This is a genomic window from Actinoplanes sp. NPDC026670, from assembly GCF_040638175.1.
Lineage (GTDB): Bacteria > Actinomycetota > Actinomycetes > Mycobacteriales > Micromonosporaceae > Actinoplanes.
This window is the reverse complement of the sequence record NZ_JBEZXU010000018.1, coordinates 52,106-73,043: the sequence shown is the minus strand read 5'-3', so window position 1 is coordinate 73,043 and position 20,938 is coordinate 52,106. Positions and strand designations below refer to the sequence as shown.

The window sequence follows — 20,938 nt, the reverse complement described above, 5'->3', positions numbered from 1 at the left end:
GAAGAGCGCGTTACGGTTTCGTTACCGAGGTGTGGCGGTTGACTCCCGGATGACCAGATGGGGCACCTGCGGCGTCACGATCGGCTCCCCCACCAGCTGCTGCACGCAGGCCCGGCCCAGGCCCTGGAAATCCATCCGCACGGTGGTGAGCGCCGGCGTCCAGAAAGCGGCCCCGGGCACGTCGTCGAACCCGATGATGCTGACGTCGCCGGGCACGTCCCGGCCCGCCTCGTAGAGCGCCCGGCGCACCGCGAGCGCGGTGTCGTCGTTGCCGCACAGGATCGCGGTCACCGCCGGATCGGCCGCCAGCTCCCGCCCGGCCACGTGCGCCGACACCACGTCCCAGCCGGCGGCCACCACCTCCGGCACCTCCCGGCCGGCCCCCTCCAGCGCGTCGCGCCAGCCGCTCTGCCGCGCGCTGGCCCGTGCCTCGGACGGGATCGCCACGTGGTGCACGGTGCGATGACCCAGCTCCAGCAGGTGCCGGGTGGCCTCGGCGGCGGCCTGCCGCTCGTCCAGGAACAGCATCGGCCGGGCCGCGCCGGGCAGCCCGCCCGCCTCGGTCGCCGCCACCACCGGCACCTCCTCCGGCAGCGCACGCACCACCGCCGCGCCCGCCGGGTCGAAGGCGACCACCACCACGCTGCCGGCGCTCGGGTCGCTCACGTAGTCGGCGGCCTGGCGCACGTCGCCGGCCGCCTCCGACTCCACCACCCGGACGCCGACCGCGAGGCCGAGCAGCCGGCCCGCCTCCTCGACGCCCTGGAGAACGCCTGCGTAGCCGTACAGCGTGGTGTTGGCGGTGACCACGGTGACCGCGTTGGCCCGCCCCGAACCGAGGGTCTGTGCCGCCCGGTTCGGCCGGTATTTAAGCTGCTCCATGGCGTCGAGCACCAGCTGCCTGGTCTCCGGCCGGACCCGGGGCGAGTTGTTCAGCACCCGCGACACGGTCTGGTAGGAGACTCCGGCGGCGGCTGCCACGTCCCGGATCTGCGGCCCCGGTTCCCGCCGCCGGCCCGGCCGATCATTGTTGTCCACGACCTAACTTGTATCGGAAACGAACTGTGTCGTACGTCCCGGCCCCACGCCGTACCGGAATTCTCAGATCGAAATCGGCCGTGCCGATTCACGATCTGCGGCGGAACTCGAGCGGAGAAGGGGAGGCGGACATGGCCCTTCCTCGATGGCGCTCCTGGTTCGTGCCGGTCGCGGCGCTGCTCGCGGTGGCCGAGGTCGTCCTGATCATGGCCGGCCAGCACGTCGCCTTCCACCGGCTGCTGGTGTGGATCCCGGCGGTCTGCGGTGTCGCCATCGCGGTAAGCGCTTTCACCGCGACCGCCGTCGGTGCCGTGCCGGGCAGCCCGCTCGACAGGTTCTGGCGGCGGGTGGCGGTCGCCATGGGCGCCGTCTTCATCGGCTCGGTGAGCCAGACCATCGACGTCGCCGTGGTGCCGTTCAACGGGATGCCGCCGCTCGGCTCACGCACCCTGCTCTGTTACGTGATCGGCACCCTGCTCGCGATCGTCGCGCTGCTGCGCCTGCCCGGCGGTGGCCGCAGCTGGCGGCAGCTCACCACGGCCGTGCTGGACCTGGCGGTGGTAGCGGTGACCGCCGGCGTGGCCGCCTCGGAGTACCTGGGCTGGGCCGTCGACAAGTTCGGTGGCCGCGCCTCGGCGTGGTGGCTCAACCTGGCGATGGTCGCGATCGGCGTCGCCGGCGTGACGGTGGTCGTCAAGATCATGTCGGCCAGCCGGAGCCCGGCCGCGCGGACCGCGCTGTGGTGGCTCGCGCCGATCGGGATCGCCGGCCCGCTGTCGGTGATCCTGATGACCGCCTTCCTGCCCTGGCCGCACCTCAACGGCAGCGCCGCGGTGCTGGCGTTCGTCGGGCTGTTCGGCGCGCTGGCCGGGAACGCCCAGCAGCGGGCCTACGCCGGGCACGGTGTCGCGTCGTCGCGGGTCGCGCACCCGGCCGTGTACCGGCGCGGCGCCGCCATCCCGCTCATCGCCACCGGGCTGACCAGCCTGCTCGTGGGCACCGTCTACCTGCGTACCGGGCATCTCACCACGGTCCAGGTGGCCGGCACGACGCTGCTCCTGCTGCTCGTGGTGACCCGGCAGGCGTTCGCGCTGGGTGAGAACGCCACCCTGCTGGAGACCGTCGCCCACCAGGCCATGCACGACGAGCTGACCGGCCTGTACAGCCGCCGGTCGTTCACCACGGCGGTGGCCGGCGCCGAGGGCCCGCACACCGTGGCGCTGATCGACCTCAAGGACTTCCGGTCGATCAACGACAGCCTGGGCCCGGCCGCCGGCGACGCGCTGCTCACCGGGTACGCCTCCCGCCTGACCCGGCTCGCCGGCGACCGGGCGGTGGTGGCCCGGCTCGGCGGCGACGAGTTCGGCCTGCTGCTGCCGGGCACCCCGGACGAGACCGCGGCGATCGTGGACCCGCTGGTGGCCGCCGGTGACGAGCCGCTGTCGGCGGCCGGGCACGAGGTGGTGGTCGAGGTGTCGATCGGGATCGCCGACGGCGCCGACATGTACCGGCGGGCCGAGATCGCGCTGCGCGAGGCCGGGGCGCACACCGACGCCCGGGTGGTCCGCTGGGACGCCTCGCTGGAACGGCACGTCAACCAGCGGGCGACGATCGCCGCCGACCTGCGCCGGGCGCTGACCGCCGGCGAGTTCCACATGGTCTACCAGCCGATCGTGGCGCTGCCGCACGGCCTGATCACCGGGGTCGAGTCGCTGATCCGGTGGACCCGGGCCGACGGCCGGACCATCTCGCCGGCCGATTTCGTGCCGGTGGCCGAGGAGACCGGGCTGATCCTGGAACTCGGTGAGTGGATCATCGACACGGTCTGCGCGCAGGCGGCCGAGTGGCGCCGGCGGTACGGCCCGGACGCCCTGGACTCGGTGGGCGTCAACGTGTCGGCGCGCCAGCTGCTCGACCCGGGCCTGCCCGACCGGGTGGCGGCCACGCTGGCCCGGCACGGCCTGCCGCCCGGGCAGCTGACCGTCGAGATCACCGAGACGGCGGTGTTCGGCGGCGGCCGGGCGCTGGCCACCGTGCAGGCGCTGTCCGACCTGGGTGTGCACATCGCCCTGGACGACTTCGGCACCGGGCACTCGTCGCTCGGCCTGCTGCGGACCTGCCCGGTCGACGTGATCAAGGTCGACAAGTCGTTCGTCGACGGCCTCAACGGGACACCTCAGCAGGAGGCCATCGCCGGGGCGATCGCCGACATCGCCGAGAAGATGGACCTGGGCACGGTGGCCGAGGGTGTGGAGACCCCGGAGCAGGCCCGCCGGCTGTACGAGCTGGGCTACCGCCGGGCCCAGGGCTTCCTGTTCGCCAGGCCCATGACCGTGGCGGCCATCGACGAACTGCTCGACCCAGGGGTCGGGATGGCCGCCTAGCCGGCCCCTATACCTGAAGTGATGCACTGAATGCGGCTCTTACGCCGATTCGGAGCGGATTGCTGCGGTAGACGCCTATAACGGGTATAGGCCAGAAGTATCCGCATCCGTAGCCGAGGAGCTCCCGCATGACTACCGTCGCGCCGAGGCCGGTGCCCGTCCGGCCTCATCCGATTCGCCGACAGGTGAAGGGATCGGCGCTGGCCCGAATCCTGCGCACCACGGACGCGAAGCAGATCGGGATCATGTACATGATCACGTCGATCGTGTTCTACATGGTCGGCGGCCTGATGGCCCTGCTGATGCGGGCCGAGCTGGCCAAACCGGGCATGCAGATCCTCTCGCCCGAGCAGTTCAACCAGCTGTTCACCATGCACGGCACGGCGATGCTGCTGTTCTTCGCCACCCCGATCGTGTTTGCCTTCGCCAACTTCGTGATCCCGATCCAGATCGGCGCGCCGGACGTGGCGTTCCCGCGGCTCAACGCGTTCGCGTACTGGCTCTACCTGTTCGGCACGCTGACCGCGATGAGCGGGTTCATCATGCCGGGCGGGGCGGCGGACTTCGGCTGGTTCGCGTACACCCCGCTCAGCGACAGCCTGCACTCGCCGGGCATCGGCGGCAACGCCTGGGTGGTCGGCCTGGCGATCGGTGGTCTCGGATCGATCCTCGGCGCGGTCAACCTGATCACCACCATCCTGTGCCTGCGCGCACCGGGCATGACCATGTTCCGGATGCCGATCCTCACCTGGAACATGCTGGTCACCAGCCTCCTGGTGATCCTGATCTTCCCGTTCCTGGCGGCCGCCCTCTTCGCCCTCGCCGCCGACCGGGTGCTCGGCGCGCAGGTCTTCAACGTGGAGACCGGCGGCCCGATGCTCTGGCAGCACCTCTTCTGGTTCTTCGGACACCCCGAGGTGTACGTCATCGCGCTCCCGTTCTTCGGCATCATCACCGAGGTCGTCCCGGTGTTCAGCCGCAAGCCGGTCTTCGGCTACAAGGGACTGGTCGCGGCGACCCTGCTGATCGGCGCGCTGTCGATGAGCGTCTGGGCGCACCATCTGTTCGTCACCGGCCAGGTGCTGCTGCCGTTCTTCAGCTTCCTGAGTTTCATGATCGCGGTCCCGACCGGCATGAAGTTCTTCGTCTGGATCGGCACCATGTGGCGCGGCCAGATCACCTTCGAGTCGCCGATGCTGTGGGCGGTCGGCTTCATGGTGACGTTCCTGTTCGGCGGCCTGTCCGGGGTACTGCTCGCCGCCCCGCCGATCGACTTCCACGTCTCCGACTCGTACTTCGTGATCGCCCACTTCCATTACGTGCTCTTCGGCACGATCGTGTTCGCGGTGTTCGCCGGCATCTACTTCTGGTTCCCGAAGATGTTCGGCCGGATGCTCGACGAGCGGCTCGCAAAGATCCACTTCTGGCTCACCATGATCGGCTTCCACGGCACGTTCCTGGTCCAGCACTGGCTCGGCAACAAGGGCATGCCCCGCCGGTACGTCGACTACATGGAGACCGACGGCTTCACGTTCCTGAACACGTTCTCCACGATCGGCGCCTTCATCCTCGGCATCGCGACTCTGCCGTTCGTCTACAACGTGTGGAAGTCGTACAAGATGGGCCAGGTCACCACCGCCAACGACCCGTGGGGGCACGGCAACTCCCTCGAATGGGCGACCAGCAGCCCGCCGCCGCTGCGCAACTTCGACCACATGCCGCGGATCCGTTCCGAGCGCCCCGCCTTCGACGAGAAGTTCCCGCATCTGGCCGCCGGCGAACAGTCGCTGGCCGGGCCGCCGGAGGGCGGAGCACGGCCGTTACGCAAGGAGTCCGACGGCGGCGCCACCTATGCCGAGGACATCGGGTCGGACCGGGATCGAAAGAAGAAAAAATGAATCCACGAAAGGCCGGGCGAATCGCCCGGCCTTTTTCTTGTCGGGTGTACGACAACGTGCAGAATGCGCCTGAAGTGATGGCCTGACGGTGCCACCGGTCATGGATACTCATCTCGCCCCGGAGCGCGGAAAACGCGCCCGAGATCATTTTCGGATTCGGGCAGGAGATCCACATGCCAACGATCGTCTACGTGCATGGAAACGGCAACAAGATCGCCTCCGACCGGCTGCGCGGCGAATGGGACCGCGCGCTGTTCGGACGCGACATGGGCGCCCGCTCCCGGATGGCCTACTGGGCGCCGGTGCTGCATCCGAGCCCGCTCGGCGCGGTCGAGGCCGACGAGATCCAGCAACTGCCGGTGTCGCCACTGGAGTCGTTCGTCCCCGAGTCGCCGCCGCCCGACGAGTTCACCGCCGAGCTGCTGTTCGAGGCCGGCGACAAGGCCCGCCAGCTCGAGCCCTGGCTGCGCGACCTGGTCTACACCGGCGACGCCATCGTCGACGGGGAGAACACCGCACCCCCGGTGTCGTCCCCGTTCGAGGCCCTGCCGCTGCCCCGGCCACTGCGCCAGGCGGCCTTCCGGGAGCTGGTGAAACGGACCTTCAAGGATGTGTACGCCTACTTCTTCGACAACCGCGGCGACGCCATGCGCCAGGTCCTGCGCAACACGCTGGCCGGCCTGGACGGGCCGGTCGTCGTGGTCGGCCACAGCCTCGGCTCGATCATCGCCTACGACGTGCTGCGCGAACCGGCCTTCGCCGGGCTGAACGTGCCACTGCTGATCACCGCCGGCTCGCCGCTCGGCGTCACCGAGGTGCAGGATCTCGTGGTCCGCCCGCTCCAGGTTCCGGCGCCCGTCGCACAATGGCGCAACGTCTCCGATTTCCGTGACCTGGTGGCGCTCGATCACACCATCCGACCGGAATTCTCACCGGCCGCCCGATGCGCTGATCTCGCGGTCATCAATGACAGCTGGAATCATCACGGCATCGGTGAGTATCTGGCCACCGTCGCGGTCCGCCAGCCGATTCTGCAGATCTTCCAGCAGTGACCGGGGAGGCGAGTGGAAAGATGACCGAAATCAAATCGGCGCGCACCGCCGAACAGCTCGAAGGGTTCCTGGTCACCGGCGTCGACCGTCCGATGTAGCACCGCGGTCTGACAGCGGCCGCCGGATGTCCGTCCGCGGGCAGACGATTCACGGCTCCCACCGTTCCTAGCATCGCGGCATGAAAACCTTCCTGGCGGTCTGCGCTCTTGCCGCGGGCCTGATCACCCCGGTCGCGACCGGGACCGCGGCGCTGGCCGCCGAGCCGCTGCAACTGTCGGCGCCGACCGGCCGGCACCCGGTCGGCGCCACCGAGCTGTACCTGAAGGACACCTCCCGCCCCGACCCATGGGTGCCCGGCCAGACCGCCCGCGAACTGATGGTCACCCTCTGGTATCCGACCGGCACCACCCGGGGCGCCCGCGCCGAGTACCTGTCGGCCGAGGAGTCCCGCCTGCTGATCGAGGGCAAACACCTCGAAGGCGTGCCGCCGGAGATCCTCAGCACCGTCGGCACGTACGCGATCGCCGACGCGAAACCGGCCGGCCGCGCGCACAGCCTGCCGCTGATCGCGCTGTCGCCGGGCTGGACCCAGCCGATCGCCACCCTGACCGGCCTGGCCGAGGACCTGGCCAGCCACGGCTACGTGGTGGCCGGGATCAACCACACCTACGAGACGTACGCGATCACCTTCCCGGACGGCCGGATCACCGGGTGCGCGGCGTGCGCGCTCGACAACGACCGGACGTTCTTCGGCAAGCTCTACCAGAGCCGGGCGGCCGACGTGTCGTTCGTGATCGACGAGCTGACCGGGCGGCACCCGAAGTGGCGGGGCAGCCGGCTGATCGACAGCAGCCGGATCGGTGCGGCCGGGCACTCGGCGGGCGGCGCGTCGGCGCTCGCCGCGCTGGTGAACGACCGGCGGATCGACGCCGGGATCGACGTGGACGGCACCACGAACTCCGGTGGCGACCCGGTGGTCCCGGTGACCGGGGCGAACCGGCCGGCGCTGGTGCTCACCAGCGACGACCATCTGCCGGACGGGCACGACACGTGGCTGGCCGCGGACTTCGCGAACCTGACGGGCTGGAAGCGCTGGATCGCGGTCGCCGGCGCCGATCACGCGTCCTTCACCGACCTGGGGATCTTCGCCGACCAGCTCGGCATCGACATCGGCGCGACGACGCCGGGTGTCCGGGTCACCGGGATCACCCGGCGGTACGTGCGGGCGCTGTTCGACGAGCACCTGCGGCACCGGCCGCAGCCGCTGCTGAACGAGGCGTCGGACCGCTACCCCGAGGTGAGCATCGTGGCCCGGTGAGAGTCGGGCGGGCCGCCGGATGTTAGCGATCACTTGGAACCTGTCAAGGTTTCCGCTAAGTTACCGGCGGCCCGCCCTCACCCGTCATCATAAAGCTTCTTATCGATGCGAGCAGGGCGTTGACGTGCTATTGATCCGCATGCAAAGCTGCCGTCATTCAATCGAAGAAGTTCGATAATTCGATCTTTACCCCTGGCTAGCCGGGGGTCTTTTCTCGCATGCATATGAAACGTTACACGGGGAGGACTCCGATGACGGTCAGCAGGCGCACCCTTCTGCGCACCGGCCTCGCCCTGGCCGGCGCCGGGCTCACCACCACCGCATGCAGCAGCGGCGGCGGCGACGGCAAGACCACCCTGCGGTTCGCCTGGTGGGGCAGCGAGGAGCGAGCCAAACTCACCCAGCAGGTCGTCGATCTGTTCGTCACCAAGAACCCCGGCGTCGAGGTGAAGACCACCTACGCCGCCTACGACCCGTACTTCCAGAAACTCGCCACCGAGATGAGCGGCGGCAACGCCCCGGACGTGCTCCAGATGGGCGACCGCTACCTGCGCGAGTACGCCGAACGCAACACCCTGCTCGACCTCACCCCGCACCTCGGAAAGGAGGTGCAGACCGCCGACCTGGAGAAGAAGCTGTTCCCGGCCGGCAACATCGGAGACAAGACGTACGGCCTGCCGATGGGCCAGACCACCCACGTGCTCCAGTACGACGCGAAGCGCTGGGAGGAGGCCGGGGCCAAGCTGCCCGCCGAGGGCTGGACCTGGGACGACCTCAAGACCGCGGCCGCGCAGGTGTCGGCGAAGTTCGGGCCCAAGGTGAGCGGGCTCAGCGACCCGTTCGGCATCGAGGACTGGTTCGGTGACTGGCTGCGCCAGCAAGGTAAGGACCTCTACACCGCGGACGGCAAGCTCGGCTACGGCGAGGCCGACGTGGTCGCTTGGTGGAAGCTGGGCGTGCAGTTCCGTGAGGCGAAGGCGATCACCCCGCCGGAGATCACCGCGAACACCACGCTCACCCCGTTCCCGCGCAAGGAGTCGACTGCCGAGTTCTGCCCGGACAGCACGGTCGGCATGACCTCCTGGGAGACGTACGGCGGTGAGTTCGCGCTCACCCAGTTCCCCACCGCGGGCACCGGCATCGGCCAGTTCACCCAGCCGCCGATGATGCTCAGCGTCGCCCAGCGCACCGAGAACAAGGACGTCGCCCTCAAGTTCGCCGACTTCTTCATCAACGACCCGGAAGCCGGCGCGATCCTCGGCATGGCCCGCGGGCTGCCGCCCAACCTGAAGATCCGGGACACCCTGTCGGCGAAGCTGACCGACGAGTGGAAGATGGTCGCCGACTACGAGGCCAAGGTGTCGCCGCAGCTGCTGCCCGCCCCGGCCCCGCCGCCGAAGGGCGCCGGTGTGGTGAAGACCCAGTTCCAGCGGATCTACGACGACGTCATGCACGGCAAGGCCACCCCGGAGGCGGCGGCGCCGCGCCTGATGAGCGAGATCCAGCAGGCCCTCGGCGCATGACCACCGTGCTCGATCGACCTGTGCAAAAACCCAGGTCAACGTCAACAACAGCGCGGAGGTACGGCGAACGCCCGTCGATCGCCTACCTCTTCCTGTCCCCCTGGGTGGCCGGCGCGCTGCTGCTGACCCTGGGCCCGATGCTGTGGCTGCTGTACCTGTCGTTCACCGAGTACGACCTGTTCACCGCCCCGCGCTGGGTGGGCCTGGACAACTACGTACGGATGCTCACGGTCGACCCGCACTTCTGGAACGCGGTGTGGGCCACCTCCAAGTTCGTGCTGATCTCGGTGCCCGTACAGCTGGCGGCCGCCCTCGGGGTCGCCCTGCTGATCCACCGCCGGAGCCGGGCCCAGGGCTTCTATCGGTCGGCGTTCTACGCGCCGTCGCTGCTCGGCGCGAGCGTCAGCGTGGCCCTGGTCTGGCGGGTGATCTTCCACGATTGGATCGGGCACCCCGACCGGGCGCTGCTGGCGCTGGTGCTGCTCGCGGTCTGGCAGTTCGGCGCGCCGATGGTGATCTTCCTGGCCGGGTTGCAGCAGATCCCGCAGGAGTACTACGACGCCGCCGCGGTCGACGGGGCCGGGCCGTGGCGGTCGTTCCTGAAGATCACCATTCCGATGCTGTCGCCTGTCATCTTCTTCAACCTGGTGCTCGACACGATCCGCGCGTTCCAGGTCTTCACCGGCGCCTACGTGGTCAGCAACGGCACCGGCGGGCCCAGCGACTCCACCCTCTTCTACACCCTTTATCTGTACGAGAAGGGCTTCGTCGAGTTCAAGATGGGCTACGCGTCGGCCATGTCCTGGTTCCTGCTCGTGGTCATCGCCCTGATCACGGCGCTCCTCTTCCGTACCGCCAAAGGTTGGGTCTTCTATTCCGGGGACGAGTCGTGACCGGTCGGCTGAGGGTGACCGGCTGGCATGCCGCCGTGGTCCTGCTGCTGATCCCGCTGCTGTACCCGATCGTGTGGCTGTTCCTGGCGTCGTTCAAGTCGGGTTCGGAGATCGTGCAGAGTCTCGCGCTGCTGCCCCGCGAATACATCCTGGACAACTACCTGGCGCTCGGTGACGACCTGGCCGGGGTGCCGGCCTGGACGTTCTTCGTCAACTCGACGATCGTCGCCGGCGCGTGCGCGCTGGCCAACATCGCGAGCTGCTCGCTGGCCGCCTACGCGTTCGCCCGGCTGCGGTTCCGGATGCGCGGGGTGCTGTTCGCGTTCACGCTCGCCACCATCATGCTGCCGGTGCACATCATCACCATCCCGCAGTACTCGCTGTTCCAGAAGCTCGGGATGGTCGACACGTTCTGGCCGCTGATCCTGCCGAAACTGCTGGCCACCGACGCGTTCTTCATCTTCCTGATGGTCCAGTTCATGCGGACCATCCCGCGGGAACTGGACGAGGCGGCCCGGCTGGACGGGTGCGGCTCGATCCGGATCTTCGGCACGATCGTGCTGCCGCTGGTCCGGCCGGCGCTGGTCACCACCGCGATCTTCACGTTCATCTGGACCTGGAACGACTTCTTCACCCAGCTCATCTATCTGTCCTCGCCGGAACGCCTGACGCTCCCCCTCGCGCTGCGCCTGTTCATCGACACCACCGACTACAACGCGTTCGGGCCGATGCTGGCGCTGTCGGCGCTGGCCATCGTGCCGATCCTGCTGTTCTTCGCCGCGTTCCAGCGGCTGCTGGTCGAAGGTTTCGCCACCTCCGGACTCAAAGGCTGATCCCCATGCAAGAGTTCTCCCGCCGCACGTTCGTCCGCGGCGTCGCCGCCACCCCCCTGCTCGCCGCGGTCCCCGGTTCCCCCGCCGTCGCCGCGCCACCACCGCTTCGCGCTGCGACCTTCCAAGCACCGGACACCGTGGCGCTGAAATGGCTCGAGGACACGCCCGGAACCAACGTCGGCAGCACCTGGGGTGTGCCGTGGCCGCAAGGGGCCGTGCCGGCCGACTCGCCGTTCGCGCTGACCAGCGCCGAAGGCTCGGCGGTGCCGGTGCAGAGCTGGCCGATCGGGTACTGGCCGGACGGGTCGCTCAAGTGGAGCGCGCACGCACTGCCCGCCAACGCGCCACTGTCCGGGTCCTACACCCTCAGCCGGTCCGCCGGCGCTCCCGTCACCACCGCCGTGACCGTCGCCGAGAAACACGACACGATCACCGTCGGGACCGGTGTGATCGACGTGGTCATCGGCCGGCGCGGGTCGTCGCTGATCAAATCGATCACTCGCGGCGGGGTCGAGATCGCGCGTGCTCTGGAACTCGTCAGCCTGCGTCAGACGACAGCCGACGACGAGGACGAGCGCCGCACCTCACGGGAGCGCCTGACCAGCAACATCCGCAAGGTCACGGTCGAGCAGCGCGGGCCGGTCCGGGCGGTCGTCAAGATCGAAGGTGACCACCGGCGGCGCGGACGGTCGTGGCTGCCGTTCATCGTGCGGCTCTACCTCTACGCCGGGGCCGAGCACGTGCGTGTCGTGCACACGTTCCTGTTCGACTCCGAAGGGCAGAAGGAGTTCGTGGCCGGGCTCGGCGTGCGGGTCGGAGTGCCGATGCGCGACGAAGCCTACGACCGGCACATCCGGATCTCCGGGGACGGCGACGGGCTCCTGCGTGAGGCGGTGAAAGGCATCACCGGCCTTCGCCGGGACCCCGGAGCGGTGGTACGGACGACGCAGCTCGCCGGCCAGAGACTGCCCGACCCGGCCACCTGGGACCAGCGGGTCACCACCCGGCTGCCGCTCATCCCGGCCTGGGGCGACTACACGCTCGCGCAGCTCAGCTCGCAGGGCTACACGATCCGCAAACGCACCAAGACCGGGCACGGGTGGATCGACGTGGACTCGGGCGCCCGGGCCGGTGGGTTCGCCTACGTCGGCGGGGTCAGCGGCGGGCTCGGATTCGGGATGCGGGACTTCTGGCAGCGGTATCCGGCACAACTCGACATCCGGGGCGCCGACACCGCCGAAGCGCAGGCCACGATCTGGATGTGGTCGCCCGAGGCCGGGCCGATGGACACCCGGTTCTACCACGACGGGCTCGGCCAGGACACCTACCCTGAGCAGCTCGAAGGGCTCAACATCACCTACGAGGACTACGAGCCCGGATTCGGTACGCCGTACGGCATCGCGCGGACCACGGAGCTCAGCTTCTTCGCGCTCGGGGCGACTCCCTCCTCCGTGGAGACGGCTGCTCTGGCCCGTACGATCAAGAATCCACCGCAGATCGTGGCGCCGCCCGCGCACCTCGCCGCCGCCGGAGCGTTCGGGGGTCTGTTCGCGCCCGTCGACAGGTCCACGCCGGACCGGGCCAAGATCGAGGACCGGCTCGACTTCCTCTTCGATTACTACCGTGACCAGGTCGAATCCCGCCACTGGTACGGCTTCTGGAACTACGGCGACGTGATGCACACGCCCGACGTGGACCGGCACGTGTGGCGCTACGACGTCGGCGGCTACGCCTGGGACAACTCGGAACTGTCGCCCGATCTGTGGCTGTGGTTCGCCTACCTGCGGTCCGGGCGGGCCGACATCTACCGGTTCGCCGAAGCGATGACCCGGCACACCGGTGAGGTGGACGTCTACCACCTGGGTGAATGGGCCGGGCTCGGCACCCGGCACGGGGTGCAGCACTGGGCCGACAGCGCCAAACAGCAGCGCATCAGCACCGCCGTCTACCGGCGCATCTTCTACTTCCTCACCGCCGACGAACGTGTCGGCGACCTCATGCACGAGCTCGTCGACTCCGACCGGACGTTCCTCGCCCTCGACCCGCTCCGCAAGATCCGCACCGAGCCGTACACACCCGACCCGCACGCCCTGTCGATCGGCCTCGGCACCGACTGGAGCGGGCTGGCCGCGGCCTGGCTCACCGAATGGGAACGCCGCGGGCCGAAAGCCGCGATCGCCGAGAAGAAGCTGCTCGCCACCATGCGCACCATCGGCCGGATGCCGAACGGGTTCGTCACCGGCAGCGGCCTCTACGACCTGGACACCGGTGAGTTCGCGGTCGCCGCCAAGACCGTCAGCGTGTCGCACCTGAGCGCCATGTTCGGGCAGGTGGAGGTCTGCGCGGAGCTGATCGCGCTGGTCGACATGCCGGAGTTCGAGGCGGCCTGGCTCCAGTACTGCCGGCTGTTCAACGGGACCCGGGACGAACAGGCCGCCGAGACCGGCGCCAACTTCGGCAACCTGATCCTCAAGCAGGGTCACTCGCGCCTCACCGCGTACGCCGCCGCCCGCCTCGGCGACGCCACGCTGGCCGCACGGGCGTGGCGGGAGTTCAACGCCACCGACGGTTACACCGACGCCAACCCGTGGCGGACCGTGCCCCTGACCGGCCCGGAGGTGCTCAACGCGGTCGACGACGCCCCCTGGGTCGACACGAACACCACAGCCCTGTACGGCCTGGCCGCCATCCAGAACCTGGCCCTGCTCGCCTGACCGCCAGCCGTCGCTCACACCGGGAACCCACGCCGTATTCCGACGGCTCGCCGTCCGAAGACCGCCAGCCGTCGCTCAGCGCGGGAATGCCGTACGGAAAACCGTGCTGAGCGACGGCTGGCGGTAACGTTCGGGGCCGGACCGGACATGGACGTGACGTGATCTCTCCTGAGGAGCGCTTCCGGCGGGTCTACGCGGCCAACTTCGAGGCGATGCTCGCGTATGCCATGCGGCGCGTCGAGCAGCCCGAGGACGCCTCGGACGTCGTCGCCGAGACGTTTCTGGTGGCGTGGCGGCGCAGCCGTGACCTGCCGCCCGACGACGAGATGCCCCTTTGGCTGTACGGCGTGGCCCGTCGCGTCCTGTCCAACCACCACCGTGGCGGCGCCCGCCGGGACCGTCTCGGTGAACGGCTGCGCCAGCGGATCACCAGTCTCATCGCGGTCGATCCGGGGCATGAGGTGCCGCAGCGGCTCGCCGTGCGGGCGGCGCTGGCCCGGCTGCCGGAAACCGATCGGGAAGTCCTCATGCTCACCGTCTGGGAGGGCCTCCAGCCACGGGAGGTGGCCGAGGTCGTCGGGCTGAGCGCGGGCGCGGTACGGACGCGGCTGTCACGAGCGCGGGCACGGTTGCGGGAACTGGTCGGTGACGATGCGCCGACGCCCGGACATGTACTCGACGTCCTGACCGCGACCGTCCCGGAGGAGGGCCGATGAACGACGAACAGCTCGACGACCTGGTACGGGACGCCGATCCGTACCGGTCGTCAGGCGGGGCGGACCCGAGTCTCCTGGAGGAGATCATGTCCGTACCACATGTCCCGTCCCGGCGTCGTCTCGTCGGAGCGTTCGCCGCGGCAGCGGCGGTGACCGGCGTCATCGGCGCGTCTGTTCTGTTGCCGGACCGGACCGCGCCCGCCCCGGTGGCCGGTCCCGACGTCGTCCTGAACACGCCGGCCGCCGTCCCGTCCAGTGTCTCCACCGGCGGCCAGGGGGCCGGCCGTCAACTGGACCTCGCCTACGCGGTGCGCACTCCGCGCCTGGTCATCGACGAGTCCGGCTGGGAGCTCCAGGTGATCTACGGTCTCACCGACGGGACCGGCAGTGTCACCTACGAGAAGGGCGACCGGAATGTCGACCTGAGCTGGTACCGGGCCGACTACTACCCGAGTTACCTGGAGGACCGCTCGCACACCGGCAGACCGGTGGCGACCCGGGTGGCCGGGTCCAAGGCGAAGATCTTCACCTACAGCAGGCGGGACTTCGCGGTGATGCTCGATCCCCGGGACGGCACCTTCGTCGAGATCCGGGTCCAGGGCGGCGGGGTGGACCGCGCCTTCGTCGAGGAGTTGCTGACCCGGATCAGGCAGGTCGGGCCGGACGAGTTCCTGGCCGCCCTGCCGCCCGAGGTGATCACCCCGGGCGAGGCACGGGAGGCGACCGGGAAGGCGGTCGCCGGTGTGCCGTTGCCGCCGGGGTTCGACGTCGACGGGTTGACCCCGGACGGCGCTTACACCCCCTGGCAGTTCCGGAGCCGGGTCGCCAAGGGGGTGATGTGCGGCTGGACCGGCGAGTGGGTGCGCGCCGTCGAGGCGACGGACGCCCCGGCTGCCGAGACTGCGGTCGCCGCGCTGCGGGGCAGCCGGAACTGGCCGCTGCTCCAGGACCAGACGACCCAGGCCAACTGGACCGTGCACATCTGGCAGCTCATCGACGAGTTGGATCCGCGAAAGCCGCGCGACTTCGAGAACCAGCTGGGCTGTGACAGATAACGGGGGTTCAGCCCGGCCCCGTCACCGATCCGGGCGGCCACTCCGCAGAAGGTGTGGCTGCCCGGATCGGCCGGTCGATCGAGGCGGGCACATGAGTCAGCGGGACGCGACCAGGCGCTGATCGGCGGTGCGGCGCACCAGGTGGACGAGCGCGGCCAGCCGCACCTCGGGCTCGGCCGACTCGTCGGCGGACACGCTGGTCAGCCAGGGCAGAACACCGTCGAAGCCGGTCGGCAGGGCGGCGACGGCCTGGACGATCCGCAGGCGCTGGACGGTGCCGGCCGCGGCCGCAAGGTCAGGAAATTCGAACATGCCCCGCATCATGCCGGGACCCCCTGACATTTCTGGAAGCCCGGCGACAGGATCGGTGTATGCATCCCGACACTCGCGTCGTCAACATCCGCGTCCCGATCCCGGACAGCACGCCGCTGAGCGTGCCGCTCTACCAGACGTCGTCGTTCGCATTCGACGATCCGGAGCCGCTGGCCGACGGCCTGAACCGGCCGGACGGCTCGTTCGTCTACTCGCGGTTCGCCAATCCGACCGTGCGCGCTTTCGAGGAGACCATCGCCGAGTTGGAGGGCGGGGTCGCGGCGATCGCCACCGGCTCCGGCATGGGCGCGGTCTCGCTGCTGCTGCACAGCCTGCTCCGGGCCGGCGATCACGTGATCGCGCAGCACGCCCTCTACGGCGGCACGCATGCCGCGCTGCGCAAACTCGCCGACCGCAACGATCTCACGGTGACCTTCGTGTCCGGGCACGATCCCGAGGAGGTACGGGCGGCGATCACCCCACGGACTCGGGTGCTGTATCTGGAGACCGTGGCCAACCCGACCGGCCACGTGAGTGATCTGCCCGCCCTCGCACCGATCGCCCGGGCGGCCGGGGTCGTGACGATCGTCGACAACACGTTCGCGACGCCGCTGCTGTGCCGTCCGATCGAGCACGGCGCCGATGTGGTGCTGCACTCGGTGACCAAGTTCCTCGGCGGGCACAGCGATGTGACGGGCGGTGTCGTGGTCTTCGCCGACGACGCCCGCTACCGGGAGGTGTGGTCGGAGGCGGTCGAGTTCGGCGCCACCCCGGATCCGTTCGCGGTCTGGCTGACTCTGCGCGGCCTCCAGACGCTGCCGCTGCGGATCGCCAGGCACACCGGGAACGTGGCCCGGGTCGCCGGTTTCCTGGCCGGTCATCGGGCGGTCGAGCGGGTGCTGTGGACGGGCGCCCCCGATCACCCGAGCCACGCGACCGCCGCCGCGTTCGTAGGCGGCTTCGCCGCTCCGTTCTGTTTCGATCTGGCCGGCGGTTACGACGCGGGTCTGCACTTTCAGAAGGCGGTACGGGTGGTCAAGCTCGCGCCGTCGCTCGGTGGCACGCAGACCCTGATCCTGCATCCGGCGTCGAGTTCGCACCGGCAGCTGGACGCGGAGGCGCTGCGGGCGGCGTCGATCAGCCCCGGCACGATCCGCATCGCCGTCGGCATCGAGCACCCCGACGACCTGATCGCCGACCTGGACCAGGCGCTCAGCGCAACCTGACGATCCCGCCCACCCGGGTCGTGCGGCCGTCGGTGTCCGCCCGGACCGCCGACGGCCGCCCCAGCGCGTCCCCCTGCCACACCTCGACCCGCCGGCCGAGGTGCGCGGCGAGGCATCCGGAGCTGTTGGCGTTGGCCACGTCCTCGTCGACGCCGATCGCCGGCGCGAACAGCCGGGCCCACGCGACCGGCCCGTCGAGGTGGTAGACGAAACAGCCGAGCAGCCCGCGGTCCCGGCACTCGGCGGCGAGGCGGGGGAAGTCGGGGGTCAGCGACATCAGCCCGGCATACGGGATGAGCAGACGTGGGGTGCCGGGTGAGGCGACCACGATCCCGCCCGGATCGCCGTCGATGCCGAGCGCGCCGAGCACTCCGCGGAGATCCCCGGCCGGCGGCGTCACGGTGACCGGCCCCTGGTCGAACCACACCTCGATCGCGCCGCCGGCCAGCCGGGTGGCGGTCGCCTCGAACGTGCGCCCGCCGGTCTGCTGGACCACCCGCTGCCCGGCCCGTCCACTTCGGTCCAGCAGGACCGCGTGCGCCGCGATCGTCCCGTGCCCGCAGTTGCGCAGCTCTTCCGTACGCGTGAAAAAGCGGACAACCGGAAGGTCGAGGAAGGCGCCGTGCGACGCCCCGCCGGACCTGACGATCGCGCAGCGATCGGCGTCGCTGAAGGCGGCGTCGTCATCGGCGACGACGGTGGGGCTGCCGCCGCTGGAGTCCCGGACGCACGCGTCGACCACGGTGACCACAGTGAATCCTCCGCTCAGGGGCTAGCTTTGCACCTAGTGCAACGATGCACTTAGTGTAGAAGGGTGACCATCGATCGCCGGTCGGCCGTGAAGGCCCGTCATCGGCGCGCCATCCTCGACGCGGCGAACGCGCTCATCTCCGAAGGCGTCCGGTTCAGTGTCGACCAGCTCGCCGAGCGGGCTGACGTGTCCCGGCGCACCATCTTCAACCACTTCACGTCGATCGACGACGTGGTGATCACCGTGTGCACCGAGATGCTGCACGTCGTGATCGACGGGTTCCGCACCACCGTCACCTCCGGTGAGCGGGAGTCGATGTTCACCGACGTCGCCGGGGCGCTGCGGGCCACCGACGTGCCCGGCATCATCTCGTACCTGTGGCGCGCCCTGGGCGGTTTCACCCCGGACAACAAGCAGTCGTCGCAGATCTTCCACGCCACGGTCGTGCGCACCTCCGAGGAGATGGCCCTCGAGCTGGCCCGCAAATATCCCGAAGCCGACCCCCTGGACGCCGCGATCCTGGTCAGCTCACTGATGAACGGCACCGTGGTGATCGCCATCCACTGGATCGCGGTGACCGCCGCCGAGATCGACGAACAATCCCGCGAACTGTGGCGCAACCTGCTCGACCGCATGATCGACACAGTCCGCACCGGCTACTAGCTAGAAGGAAACCGAATTGGCCGAGCTCCTCTACCGCCTGGGCCGCTTCTGCGCCAGGCGTGCCGGCGTCGTCCTGGCCTCCTGGCTGGTGGTCCTGGGTCTCGCCGTCACCGGCTACTTCGTCGCCCGCGGCGAGCTGTCCCCGGTCGTCGACATCCCCGGCACCGAGACCGCGAAAGTGAGCGACCGCCTCGGCGAGCGGCTCCCGGTCGCGGCCGGCGGCAACGGCAAACTCGTCTTCCACACCCCGGACGGCGCTCCGCTGACCGACTCGCAGAAGACGGCGATCTCCGCCCTGCTCAAGTCGACGGGTGAGCTGGAGGGCGTCGCCTCCGCGACCGACCCGTTCGCGATCTCCCAGACGATCGCCGAGCGGCACGCCCAGGTCGCGGACGGCCTGAAGCAGATCGCCGCCGGACGGGCTCAGATCAACGACGGGCAGCAGCAGATCAACCGGGCCAAGGGCGTCTGGGACGACCTGGACGCGGCCACCCGGGCGCAGGTCGACGAGCAGCAGGCCCTGCTGATCGAGAAGAGCACCGAGCTGGAGACGCAGGCCGCCAAACTGGCCGTCGGCCAGCAGCTGCTCACCATGTCGTCGCCGATCCGGCAGGTGTCGGTGGACGGCTCGACCGCGGTCGCGCAGGTCCGGTTCACAGTTCCGCAGCTCGACGTCACCCCGGAGACCAAGGAGCGGGTGGTCGGGCACGTCGACGCGGGGCTGCCCGGTGGTGTCGAGGTCGAGTACTCCAACGAGATCACCCAGGGGCTGCCCGAGATCGTCGGTGTCGGCGAGGTGATCGGCCTGGTCATCGCCGCGATCACGTTGCTGGTCATGCTGCGTACGCTGATCGGCGCCGCCCTGCCCATCCTCAGCGCCCTGGCCGGCGTCGGCATCGGCGTGACCGCGTCGCTGGCGCTCTCCGGTGTGGTGGAGATGCTGTCGATCACCCCGGTCCTCGGCGTCATGCTGGGTCTGGCCGTCGGCATCGACTACAGCCTGTTCATCCTCAACCGGCACCGGCGGCAGTTGCTCGACGGTGTCGACTTCCACGAGTCGATCGGGCTGGCCAACGGCACCTCCGGCAACGCGGTGGTGTTCGCCGGGTCGACGGTGCTGGTCGCCCTGCTGGCGCTGAACATCACCGGGATCCCGTTCCTGGGGCTGATGGGCACCGTCGCGGCGATCTGTGTGGCGGTGGCCGTGCTCCTGGCCGTCACCCTGACCCCCGCCCTGCTCGCGCTGATCGGTAAGCGGGTCCTCAACCGCAAGGCCCACGCCGTGTCGAACGCCGCGGTCAAGCCGATGAGCACCGTCCGGGCCGTGGTCACCGTGCTGGCCCTGCTGGTCGCCCTGGTGACGGTCGCGATCCCGGCGATGTCGATGCGGCTGGGCCTGCCGGACGGCTCGTCCGAGGACACCACGTCCACCCAGTATCAGGCGTACAAGCTGATCGCCGACCGTTTCGGGGCCGGCGTCAACGGCTCCCTGGTCGTCGTGGCCGATCTGCCGGCCGCCGTGACCGGCGACGCTCAGCAGGCCGAACAGGCCCGGATCGGCAACCTGCTCCTCAACCAGAACAACGTCGCCGCGGTCGCCCCGATCGGCGCCTCCGAGGACGGCCGGACCCTCGGCTTCCAGATCATCCCGGAGACCGGCCCGACCACCGCCGAGACCGAACAGCTGGTCCACGACCTGCGCGCGCTCTCCCCGGTCTCCGGCGACGTCACCCTGGGGGTGGCCGGTTCGGCGAGCGGCAACATCGACATCTCGGAGAAGCTGGACAACGTGCTCCCCCTCTACCTGGGGGTGGTCATCGGGATCTCGCTGATCATCATGATCTTCGTGTTCCGGTCGGTCCTGGTACCGGTCACCGCGACGCTCGGCTTCATCCTCAGCCTGTTCGCCACGTTCGGCGGCATCACCGCGATCTTCCAGTGGGGCTGGCTGAGCGCCCTCTTCGGCATCCACGACCCGGGCCCGGTGCTGAGCTTCCTGCCGACGATCCTGATCGGCATCCTGTTCGGCCTGGCCATGGACTACCAGCTGTTCCTGGTGTCCGGCATGCGCGAGGCGTACGCGCACGGCGCTCCGGCCCGGCTCGCCGTCCAGCAGGGCGTCCACGCCGGCCGCACGGTGGTCACCGCCGCGGCGATCATCATGATCTCGGTGTTCGGCGGCTTCATCTTCTCCAACACCGCGATGATCCGATCGCTCGGTTTCGGCCTGGCGTTCGGTGTGCTGGTCGACGCCTTCCTGGTCCGGATGCTGCTCATCCCGGCGGTCATGCACCTGCTGGGCGACTCGGCCTGGTGGATCCCCCGCTGGCTGGACCGCATCCTGCCCAACGTCGACGTGGAGGGCGCCGCTCTCGAACGCGCCCACCCCGTCGTACACCACCCGTCCCATTCGGAACCGGCCGAGCCGGCTCTCCGCTGACCTCCCGGTGGCTGCCGGGTCACGGTCTCCGGCAGCCTCTCCGGTACGGCCACGAAACCGCTCGTGGCTACGACGCGACGTCTTGCCTGCTCCCGGCCGCCAACGCGGCTTTCGGGCGGAGG

General features: G+C 69.6%; 16 protein-coding genes. 13 read left to right on the top strand and 3 right to left on the bottom strand.

Translation table 11 applies throughout. From position 1 onward, the window contains the following. Positions 1 to 21 precede the first annotated feature (21 nt). A complete protein-coding gene (locus tag AB0E94_RS19455) occupies positions 22 to 1,038 on the bottom strand; it encodes a LacI family DNA-binding transcriptional regulator (RefSeq protein ID WP_360327978.1) in 1,017 nt (338 codons plus the stop codon). Between the two features lie 131 nt (positions 1,039 to 1,169). Between AB0E94_RS19455 and AB0E94_RS19450 the strand changes: the two genes are divergently transcribed. The 10 genes from AB0E94_RS19450 (at position 1,170) to AB0E94_RS19405 (ending at position 15,424) form a co-directional block, all read left to right on the top strand. After that, positions 1,170 to 3,422: an EAL domain-containing protein gene (locus AB0E94_RS19450; RefSeq protein ID WP_360327975.1), complete on the top strand. Its 2,253-nt coding sequence runs from the start codon at positions 1,170 to 1,172 to the stop codon at positions 3,420 to 3,422. A gap of 128 nt (positions 3,423 to 3,550) precedes the next feature. Next, entirely contained in the window at positions 3,551 to 5,320 is a 1,770-nt protein-coding gene (gene ctaD / locus AB0E94_RS19445; protein ID WP_360327972.1) for a cytochrome c oxidase subunit I, read from the top strand. Between the two features lie 173 nt (positions 5,321 to 5,493). Beyond that, positions 5,494 to 6,372 carry a hypothetical protein gene (locus tag AB0E94_RS19440; RefSeq protein ID WP_360327969.1) on the top strand — a complete coding sequence of 293 codons (879 nt, stop codon included), beginning with the start codon at positions 5,494 to 5,496 and terminating at the stop codon, positions 6,370 to 6,372. Between the two features lie 178 nt (positions 6,373 to 6,550). Next, positions 6,551 to 7,690, top strand: a complete 1,140-nt coding sequence (locus tag AB0E94_RS19435; protein ID WP_360327967.1) for a hypothetical protein — start codon at positions 6,551 to 6,553, stop codon at positions 7,688 to 7,690. Between the two features lie 251 nt (positions 7,691 to 7,941). After that, the gene (locus tag AB0E94_RS19430; protein WP_360327964.1) at positions 7,942 to 9,213 is read left to right on the top strand and encodes an extracellular solute-binding protein; all 1,272 of its coding nucleotides are present in this window, start codon (positions 7,942 to 7,944) and stop codon (positions 9,211 to 9,213) included. A 20-nt stretch (positions 9,214 to 9,233) separates the two neighbouring features. Continuing rightward, positions 9,234 to 10,106, top strand: a complete 873-nt coding sequence (locus tag AB0E94_RS19425) for a sugar ABC transporter permease (RefSeq protein ID WP_360327961.1) — start codon at positions 9,234 to 9,236, stop codon at positions 10,104 to 10,106. Then, a complete protein-coding gene (locus AB0E94_RS19420; protein ID WP_360327958.1) occupies positions 10,103 to 10,939 on the top strand; it encodes a carbohydrate ABC transporter permease in 837 nt (278 codons plus the stop codon). Before AB0E94_RS19425 ends, AB0E94_RS19420 begins: the two co-directional genes overlap by 4 nt. 5 nt (positions 10,940 to 10,944) lie before the next feature. Further along, positions 10,945 to 13,653 (top strand): hypothetical protein, encoded by a 2,709-nt coding sequence (locus AB0E94_RS19415; RefSeq protein ID WP_360327956.1) that lies wholly within the window; start codon positions 10,945 to 10,947, stop codon positions 13,651 to 13,653. A gap of 158 nt (positions 13,654 to 13,811) precedes the next feature. Further along, entirely contained in the window at positions 13,812 to 14,369 is a 558-nt protein-coding gene (locus tag AB0E94_RS19410) for a sigma-70 family RNA polymerase sigma factor (protein WP_360327953.1), read from the top strand. Further along, positions 14,366 to 15,424: a hypothetical protein gene (locus AB0E94_RS19405; RefSeq protein WP_360327950.1), complete on the top strand. Its 1,059-nt coding sequence runs from the start codon at positions 14,366 to 14,368 to the stop codon at positions 15,422 to 15,424. The genes AB0E94_RS19410 and AB0E94_RS19405 overlap by 4 nt, the downstream gene beginning before the upstream one ends. Positions 15,425 to 15,520: 96 nt before the next feature. On the opposite strand, the gene AB0E94_RS19400 is transcribed toward AB0E94_RS19405, so the two are convergent. Beyond that, entirely contained in the window at positions 15,521 to 15,736 is a 216-nt protein-coding gene (locus AB0E94_RS19400) for a hypothetical protein (protein ID WP_360327947.1), read from the bottom strand. A gap of 59 nt (positions 15,737 to 15,795) precedes the next feature. Between AB0E94_RS19400 and AB0E94_RS19395 the strand changes: the two genes are divergently transcribed. Continuing rightward, positions 15,796 to 16,962: an aminotransferase class I/II-fold pyridoxal phosphate-dependent enzyme gene (locus tag AB0E94_RS19395; protein WP_360327944.1), complete on the top strand. Its 1,167-nt coding sequence runs from the start codon at positions 15,796 to 15,798 to the stop codon at positions 16,960 to 16,962. Here the strand turns inward: AB0E94_RS19395 and AB0E94_RS19390 are convergent. Further along, the gene (locus AB0E94_RS19390) at positions 16,949 to 17,713 is read right to left on the bottom strand and encodes a PhzF family phenazine biosynthesis protein (protein WP_360327941.1); all 765 of its coding nucleotides are present in this window, start codon (positions 17,711 to 17,713) and stop codon (positions 16,949 to 16,951) included. The two genes, AB0E94_RS19395 and AB0E94_RS19390, sit on opposite strands and share 14 nt — an antisense overlap. A 63-nt stretch (positions 17,714 to 17,776) precedes the next feature. Between AB0E94_RS19390 and AB0E94_RS19385 the strand changes: the two genes are divergently transcribed. Together AB0E94_RS19385 and AB0E94_RS19380 are read left to right on the top strand one after the other, a co-directional pair. Further along, entirely contained in the window at positions 17,777 to 18,376 is a 600-nt protein-coding gene (locus AB0E94_RS19385; RefSeq protein ID WP_360327938.1) for a TetR/AcrR family transcriptional regulator, read from the top strand. A 16-nt stretch (positions 18,377 to 18,392) separates the two neighbouring features. Beyond that, entirely contained in the window at positions 18,393 to 20,816 is a 2,424-nt protein-coding gene (locus AB0E94_RS19380; protein ID WP_360327935.1) for an MMPL family transporter, read from the top strand. Positions 20,817 to 20,938 lie beyond the last annotated feature (122 nt).